General features: G+C 61.3%; 9 protein-coding genes. 1 reads left to right on the top strand and 8 read right to left on the bottom strand.

What is annotated here, in order from left to right; genetic code table 11:
- Positions 1-74 precede the first annotated feature (74 nt).
- Together DC432_RS15500 and DC432_RS15495 are read right to left on the bottom strand one after the other, a co-directional pair.
- Positions 75-314: a hypothetical protein gene (locus tag DC432_RS15500; protein WP_116538608.1), complete on the bottom strand. Its 240-nt coding sequence runs from the start codon at positions 312-314 to the stop codon at positions 75-77.
- Between the two features lie 24 nt (positions 315-338).
- Positions 339-2,267 (bottom strand): DNA primase family protein, encoded by a 1,929-nt coding sequence (locus tag DC432_RS15495; protein ID WP_165801307.1) that lies wholly within the window; start codon positions 2,265-2,267, stop codon positions 339-341.
- Between the two features lie 640 nt (positions 2,268-2,907).
- Between DC432_RS15495 and DC432_RS15490 the strand changes: the two genes are divergently transcribed.
- Entirely contained in the window at positions 2,908-3,309 is a 402-nt protein-coding gene (locus DC432_RS15490; protein ID WP_116538606.1) for a hypothetical protein, read from the top strand.
- A gap of 234 nt (positions 3,310-3,543) precedes the next feature.
- Here DC432_RS15490 and DC432_RS15485 read toward each other — a convergent pair whose 3' ends face one another.
- From DC432_RS15485 to DC432_RS15460, 6 genes are all read right to left on the bottom strand, one after another.
- Complete coding sequence (locus tag DC432_RS15485; protein ID WP_116538605.1) at positions 3,544-4,473, bottom strand: hypothetical protein; 930 nt, start codon at positions 4,471-4,473, stop codon at positions 3,544-3,546.
- 245 nt (positions 4,474-4,718) lie between these two features.
- Complete coding sequence (locus DC432_RS15480) at positions 4,719-4,919, bottom strand: hypothetical protein (RefSeq protein ID WP_116538604.1); 201 nt, start codon at positions 4,917-4,919, stop codon at positions 4,719-4,721.
- 25 nt (positions 4,920-4,944) lie between these two features.
- Positions 4,945-5,244, bottom strand: a complete 300-nt coding sequence (locus DC432_RS15475) for a hypothetical protein (protein WP_133177968.1) — start codon at positions 5,242-5,244, stop codon at positions 4,945-4,947.
- A gap of 145 nt (positions 5,245-5,389) precedes the next feature.
- Entirely contained in the window at positions 5,390-6,124 is a 735-nt protein-coding gene (locus DC432_RS15470) for a hypothetical protein (RefSeq protein ID WP_116538602.1), read from the bottom strand.
- A gap of 36 nt (positions 6,125-6,160) precedes the next feature.
- A complete protein-coding gene (locus tag DC432_RS15465; RefSeq protein WP_165801306.1) occupies positions 6,161-6,763 on the bottom strand; it encodes a GNAT family N-acetyltransferase in 603 nt (200 codons plus the stop codon).
- Positions 6,764-7,501: 738 nt separating this feature from the next.
- A complete protein-coding gene (locus DC432_RS15460) occupies positions 7,502-7,807 on the bottom strand; it encodes a hypothetical protein (protein ID WP_133177967.1) in 306 nt (101 codons plus the stop codon).
- Positions 7,808-7,993 lie beyond the last annotated feature (186 nt).

Here is a 7,993-nt window from a genome sequence, read left to right as displayed (position 1 = left end):
GTTCCGGTTGCTTCGAAAAGAGTTAGCTGGCTCATTTCCTTTCTCCTTTGTTGAGGGTGAGTTGATGATGGTGCTTATACGGCGAGGAAGTGATCAAGAAGCTGTTCCGCAATCTGCGCCGAGGTCAAAGTAGGGTTCTTGCGAAGTAGAAAGTCCCGGTTTGCGCGGAAGTAGTCGATGGTCTTGAGCTTTGCGGCAGCCAGCGTTTTGGCGGCTTCCTGGCGCTCGACAAAGCGTGCGGCGAGTGTCTGCTGACTGCGCATATAGTTGTGGTGCGCCGCAAAGTCGGTCGGGTTGTGCTTGAGAGATTGCATGTCCCTTCTCCTTGTCGCGCGGGGTCAGAAGCTGTCGAGGGCATCGACAGACGAGTCATCGAAATCATCTAGCTCGAAGTCGCTCTCGCCTCGTTCGCCGAAGCGTGCGGCGAACTGAGCCTCATAGGCTTCGCGAGCCGTTTGCACCACGGCGGCATCCAAGCCTGCCGTCGTCATCTGCGCAAGCGAGGCGTCCATGCCCATTCGGAAGTCCTCAGCAGCAGTCGACGGCCGAGCAGTGTCGGGGTGACGGAATGCAATCCCTTTGATGAGCAGTTCCCTCTCGGCCAGCGGCACCTCAGCCAGGTGCATGTCGAGCGAGCCTTTCGCCTGTTCCGTCAGAGGTGAGTGGGCCATCGTGCGGTGGCGCATACGGGCGCGCACCGCTCCCGCGTTGCGGAACAACTGGTGGTTTTCGAGCATGGAGTAGAAGCTTTGGCTTGAGTCCACGCCCAAGCCCTCACGTTTGATGACGGCCGCGTAACTCGCGTAGGCCTCTCGGGTGGTGATGAATGAGTTAGCCTCTTCCTCGATTAGCTCGTCCCACCACATGGCGATCTTGTCGTTGGTGGAAACCCACTTCTGCTTGGCCTCTTCCATTGAGGCCGTAGGGGCGTGCTCTTTCTTACCTCGCTGGAACCACTCGCTCGCACCGGCAATCATCCATGCGAGGGCAGCTTCTTGCACTTCTGGGTGCTTCACCCAATCCTCAAGAGAGGGGTCACCGAGGCGGTGATGGGCCTCTTTGATCTCCTCCTCACTGCTCACGAAGGTGTATGGCAACGGGATCAGCTTCAAGCGCCGCCAGGTACCGTGGTCCATCTCGGACACCTTCGGTAGGAAGTTGGTGTTGATGAAGTTCGTGGCGATGATGTCGAACTCTTCTTCCGCCTGATACTTCTGCGCCGCTCGCATCACCTGCGAACCCGAAAGGCGTTTGACCACGTAAGCATTGAGGTGCTTGCCGTCTGGGAGCTCCTCGTAAATAGCGAAGCGCAGTCCTTTGAACACCATGAGGTTATCTGTCGCGCCAGATGACTGCGATTTCAGCAGCACACCCGCGGAGGGGTTTGCCGCGTACTCCCCGGCGCAGGCCCGAACCGTGTCGATGATCTTCGACTTGCCGTTGGAGCCGTTGCCGTGGAAGAACCACACGCTGGCATCGGTGGGCTGGAAACCCGTCAGCGCCTGCCCCATGACTACCCGCAGGTAGGGAAGCGTGTCCTCGGCCACCACCGAAAGAATCGAGGTCCACTTCTCGTGCTCGGCACCGGGTAGGAATCGTACGGGCGACCGCTTGTGCAGGTAGTCACTTGCCAGAGCTTCGCGGATAGTAGAGGTGCGTAGGTCCACCACTCCGTTCGCCGCGAGGAACAGGTGGGGGTCTGCATCGAACTGGGTGGACGAAAGGACGAGGTCATCGGCGGCCGAGGTCATGATGTGCTCGCGCGGCTTGGCGTTGCGCAGGCGGCGAGCCAACACCTCATCCGCAGCGTTGCCCTTCTCCACCGCGTCGTCGTAAACACCCTTCAGGAAAGCCTTGGCGAGGCGGCTCACGGCCTTACCGCCCGAGTCTTTCGCCCACGCACCGGTTGTGGGGTCGTAGACGGCCCAGGTGCGCCACTCGGTGACGTAAGCGGCTGTACCGCGAATGCTGGCCGCGAAGAGCGGCGCGATGTTGTCCTCCGTGAAGTGGTCGAGTGGGAAGCTTGGTGCCACGCGGGGCTTCTTCTTGTCGGCTTTTGGCTCGTCGGGCTCGTCATCCAGTGCGGCGCGCTGCACGAAGGTTGCGCGAACCTCATCCGAAGCTTGAGAAGCCGCGGGGCGCACTCGGGCTGTCTCGACAGGAGCAATGGGCGCGCTGCCCGCATCAGTCTCTTCGTACAACCGATCGAAAAGCTCGTCCGTCATGTTGGACGAGGGCGCGTGCTGCTGTGCGTCTGAATGGGTCATCATGTTCACCTTGTTCTCAATGGCACCCGTTGCGAGCGAGTGACCCCATATGTGGGATGAGATCAATATCAGAAACAGCCTTTCTGTCCTCGGAGCAAGCAGCCGAGATGAAAAGCGAAAGGGCGTCATGTGTGGGGAGGAGAATGGGGGTGAAGCCCGACTCACCTACACATGACGCCCTCAAGAAGTTCAGCCGCCACCGAACTCCTGCGCGTTCATAGTCTTATATCAACTTGGGTGGGAGCTTCGACCGCCAGGCACAGCACACCGGCTCTATGGGGTGGTCATCCACCGGTCACGAACAGTGACCGGTCAAACGCCGCTAGGCTCGAACTCTCTCAGGGGGAGGGCAGGGGGGGCACGGTTTTTCTAGGAAACCCACTCCACAAGTAGTAGTCCCGTGAGTAGTGTGCCTTTTTCAGCTATAGCTAAAGTTTGCGAGAAAAGGTATGCCCCCCCTGCCCTCCCCCTGAGAAACATCGATGGAATCGGGCTTTTGCCGGTCACGACGATGTGACCGGTGGTTGACCACCCCTTTCCTCAGCAGCAGGTCATCACCCCTCTGATAAAATGGATTCACACCCGCCGAGCACGCGGGTTTCAACCGCCGCCGTGCACGCGGCATGAAGAAGGAATACTGATGACCGTTGACACTAACCCCAGTTCCACCCTGATGGCTCGGAACGCATTCGAGTATCACGTCAGCCATCTTGGAGCCCCGCGCGTTCGTGGGTTCAATGGCGAGCACACCGACCTAGCCCGCCACCTGCACCTCTCGTTCGATGACGACCCGAACTGGCATCCGGTATTCGAGCTCGCGCATACCTTCGGCGGCGAGTTCGAAAAGGGCTACACGCATAACAGCTCCCGTGGTGAGCACATGAGCATTCCCTTCTGGAGCGAGCAGGATCACTTCGGCATCCTTGATGTCTCGTTCCACAAAGGAGATGTGTTCCTCAGCTTCGCCGACTACCCCGAAGCTGAAGACACTGCCGCCTACAAAGCGGCGTTCTCCGTCCTCGCCAACCAGCGCGGCTTCTGACTCAGAGCCCCACTCGCGCGAGCGCACCACCTGACAGCACCAGCGCGCAAAACATCGGGGTGTGTATCCACCGCGAGCACCACTCCCCTGCTGCGGTGCTGCGAGCTACAGCGGGTGACGCCATCTACTCGCTCCCGCCTCATGAGGAAAGCCCCGTGCTTCAAAGACACGGGGCTTTCGGCGCTAGCGCTATGCAGACAAGGAGGCAAAACAGCTACGCGAGCAAGAGCAATATCAAGGTGTGCGCACATGTCTGGCGAAGGCGGCACCTTGCTTCCAAGGGGTGCGCACCATATAATCAAGCTCCTCTGTTGCCCACCCACCTGCTTGAACCTTGCGCAACAAGCGCCGAACGGCCGCGTCGCTGGCGCTCGCACGTACCTTCGCACCGGCTGCAAAGGCCAAGGCCCGCACGTACAATTCCCCGCCGCCTTCTAGGCCACCTGCCTTCCCGATGGCGGTAAGCACATGCATCATGTAGCGCTGCTCCCACGGGTTCATGCGCGAGGAGGTGACGCGGTTGGTGTCCTCCTTACTTGCGCGCATGGCCTCCCGAAGCTGCACGAAGACCCTGTGCGCCATGGCGGCCGCTTCCTCGACCTCGGCGGCGAGGTGCACTTCCTGTTCTTCGGACAGCACCGCGATGGGTAGGTCGTGCACCACCACCGACCGTGCGATGCTGCTTCCGACCGAACTGGTCACGTTCGGCCCCACGATGTATGCGGTGGAAGGCACAATGTCGATGGCGTCCCACGGGCTCATCACTCGGGCAATGGGCACGCGCTTCGTCGCACGCCGGTAGTAGTGCTGAAGCGTTCCCCGCGCCGACCGCACAGTGAACGTGGCGGGCAGGTGCACCCCGATGAGGTCGGCGGGTGGCGCAGACTGCCCGTCTACGGGAGTCTCATCCTCGAAGACGAGGAGGCCGGAGCGAGCCGCGTCCACGGCATAGCGCTCCTGATGCGGACCAATCGCGCCGCTGTGCGCCTGCCAAGGCCTGAGCGACCCATCTGCCCCGAAGGTGGCCGGAAGATCCTCGAGCTTCTTTCCTCGCTTGTCGTGGAAGTGCAACGCGCGCAAAGGCAGGAGCTTCGCATCAGCGAGTTGCGCGGGGACGCGACGGTTGGAGTGACGGCGAACGACGGTACGGCTCTCGATAGTCATTTCATTTCCTCTTGTGTGGAATGGGTGGCCCGTCAGGTGGGCCGTAATCAATATCGAAGAAGTTGGCCGCAGCCATGAGAAAGCCCCCGTGATCCAACTTCACGGGGGCAGGATAGGAGGCATGGGCCTCCGCGTCATGAGCGATTGTGCAGTGCGGGAGTTAGTTGGTTCCCCCGAACCTCAATCGCCTATCGGCTATGAGCAAGTACATTGGTCCTCGCGGACCTATGACATGAGACTCAATATCAACTTGGGTGCAGGTGCGAGATGTGCTCGAAGTAGCGCGCAAGCGTCTTGAGGTCATCGCGATAGCGCTCGTAGGCCTCGCGCGCCTCCTTGCGGGTGTCGAAGTGGTGTTCCTTCGGCTTCCAGCAGCGCTGCCATCCGCAACTAGATGGCTCCTCGCGCTCGGGTTCCAGGTGGTACTGAACTTCTGGGCTGAACATGTGTCCTCCTTGGTTGGGAGGCATATCAGCGCTCCTCAGGGAACAGCTTTCGAATGAGCAGCATGGCGAAGCTGCAATGGCGCACGAAATCGCGATCGTCCTCTTCGAGAAGCTTGCCGAGTATCTTCGAGGCGATGGTGGGTATGAGCGAGGGGTCTTCGGTGACGAGGCGGGCCGCCTCATCCGCACCGACTTGCTCCGTGAGCGCGCCTTGCAGCAGAAGCATGCAGTAGGAGGTGGGGTGCTCCTCCCATAGCAACGCCCACACCGTGGGTGCGTCATCCGACAGTGGTCCGGTCACCTGTGGGTTGCTCATGGTTGGCATGGTGACAGGCTTCTCGAAGCCGTGTGCCGGTGCACTGTTAGGGCTGGCTCACGCCGCGCTGTAGCTGACAGCACCAGCCCTGGCGCGCTCAGGGCATATGCGAACCCGTGCGCACCGGGGCGTGCTGCGAGACTGCGGCGTAGCGTCAGCCTCCATCCGTTTCGGCTATCACCCCGTCGTCGGCAAGGTCTCGTGTGAACACCAAACCGTCGCCAAGGGCTGCCTGCATGGTGACGAGGCGCGGCGACCCGCCATACACGCGATTAGCCAGGAACTCACGACCAATCGCTCTGATGAGCTTGGCTTCGGCCAGCTCACGGTTGCGAGGCTTTGCGACGAAGATGCGAGTCGTATCCAGGGCGCGGAAGGAGTCGATGGAGAGTATCGAGCCTTCTACAGTGCCCCAGAGGAGGCGGTCGAAAGCCTTGGACGAGGACCAATGCTGGCGGATGCGAGCCTTGACCCCATTCGCCGCCCCGGTATGTCCGACGTACATCTGCTTGTATTCGTCCAAGACCATCACGTAGAGACCAGCCTTCTTCTCCCACGGTCCGAGATCATAAATTTCAGTGAGGCCAGGAACAGTCTCCAACATGCGTGCAACCGCAGCTTCGAAACTCCCCCGGTCGAGACGCTCGAAGAACTGCATGTTCAGGTCGAAGTTCTCCAAAGCCAGCGCGCGGTGACGCTGGCACCATTCGTCGGAGAGTATGCGGTGGTCCGCATCCTCGAAGTTGTCGGCCTGCGCCTCCCACAGCTTCGGGAACCGTTCTCGGGGAAACCACGTGGTATTCGTTTTACTGATGCGCGCGTATTCCTCTCGAACGAGGCGCAAACCGTTCTTAGGACCCCTCTGCACCCTGACGCCGAAGTGTTCCACGTGTCTCCCTACTTGCGCTGCACGCTGCTATCCGCTTCAAGCGATCTCGTCGACCGCAACGCGCCGCGAACTTAGGACTTGGTAGGCCCAGCGATGGGAGGGCACGCTTTGCGGGAAGCGCACCGCTGCCGCCTGGAAGGAGTGGAACGTCACTGCGATGTTTCTTCCCCGCGGCACCACGACGTAGTTGTTCTCGTCGTAGAAGTCCGCCAATCCGTCCTGTGTATCGTCGAGGGCAAGCAGCATTAGCGCCGCACCGGCTCCGAGCGCCGCGTCGCGGGCACCTAGCAGCAACGCGGTGCCGAGCCCCTTGCGTCTGTGCGGTTGGGCAACCGCCATTTGGTGAATCATCATGACATCGCTTGCGATCGTGTCGGCAAGCTCGTCCTCTCCTCGGCTTCGCCAGTCGAGTACGTCCTCCGGGTCGGCCGAAAAGTAGATGCAGCCTGCGAGGGTGCCGTTCTCGTCCTCCGCCACCAGATGGCCGCTAGGGAGCCCCAACTGCCGGTCCTGCTCGCGTGTGAGCACATCCCACCCTGTGGGGTCACCCATGGTGCGCTGGTAAAACTCCCGAATGCGCTCGCGATCTGCGTCGCTGTGGACCCGGCGCGGCTGCCAACCATCGTTAGCGAGACCCATTACTGCTCCGTTCTGTGTATCCATCTAATCCGTGCAGTTCGTTGCCAGCCAACGGGACTCGAACTGCTTTGCGCTAGCCGACAGCACCAGTCCCGGTGTGCTCAGCTCATGTGCGAACCCGTGCGCACCGGGGGGCGCTGCGAGACTGCGGCGTAGCGCGGCCTACCTGCGCTTCTTGTTCTTTCCAAAACTCTTGCCAGCCTTCTTCTTGCGGGGCTTGGCAGGGGCGGACGGGGAGGACGGCGTCGGCGGGGGCGTAGAGGAAGACGGACTCGCGGTCCGCTTACGCACAGCAGGAAGCCCAGGGCCGTTCTCTAGCGCTCGGACCATCGACAGCAGCACGAGTTGATCGTGGGTGCCACCCGAAAGTGCCGGAAGCAATTCAGGCCGGAACTCCCGCACGATGCGATATGCATCACAGGTAGCGGTCTTACCCATCTCATCAAGGTTGCGAAACTCGGCGTCTGGATGCTCGGTCCGCAGGAAGGTCGAGTAGGCGAGCAGGTCGACTGGACTGAACCGAACGACGTCGGAGCGCTGCGCGACAATCTCACCCCCCGCTGTGAGCAAGTCCCATAGCCATTTGCTACTCATCCCGATCCCCCATGTCTCGTCGGCTGTGTACCGGTGCACTGTTTCGCGTAGGCGCGCTCACTGACAGCACCAGCCCTCGGGAGCCGCTGCCGTGTACGCGCCCGTCGTACCGATCCCCGCTGCGAGGCTGCGGCCTGTCGCCGCCTACGCCCGATCCCCGCTGTATCCGCCCATGTGCTGTGAGTAATCGTCCGGTGCGTCAGCGAACCGGCACACAGTGACGATGCGCTCCTCGAGGTCGGTGTTCCCCTCGAGGCGCACCTCCCGTCCCGTCGACGGGTGAATGCCAAAGGCGAAGTAGAAGACGCGGCGCGCACCGCCGATGTGCTTCGTCTCAACCCGACCGAGCACCTTGCCGTGTCTGCGCACCTCATAGACGGGGAGGTGCACACGTCGCCGGCGGTCGGGCAGTGGTAGCTCACGGAACTCGACACCTTCGGGCAGTTGCACCCACAGAAGTTATGCGCGACCTGCGACACTGTGGTCCGGTGTACTGCCGCGCTGGCGCTCGATCTGCCGTGCGACAAGCGAGCGCAGAGCATGGATGTGTTCCAGCACAGCATCGCTCTCCTGCAACGCTTCGACCGCTGCGTTGAACTCCTCCTGCGTTGCGGTGAGTTCAAGTCGATGCGGCCC

This window comes from Microbacterium testaceum (assembly GCF_003075375.1).
In the GTDB taxonomy this organism is placed as follows: Bacteria; Actinomycetota; Actinomycetes; order Actinomycetales; family Microbacteriaceae; genus Microbacterium; species Microbacterium testaceum_E.
The sequence above is the reverse complement of the archived record's forward strand: the minus strand, read 5'-3'. Positions and strand labels throughout refer to the sequence as shown.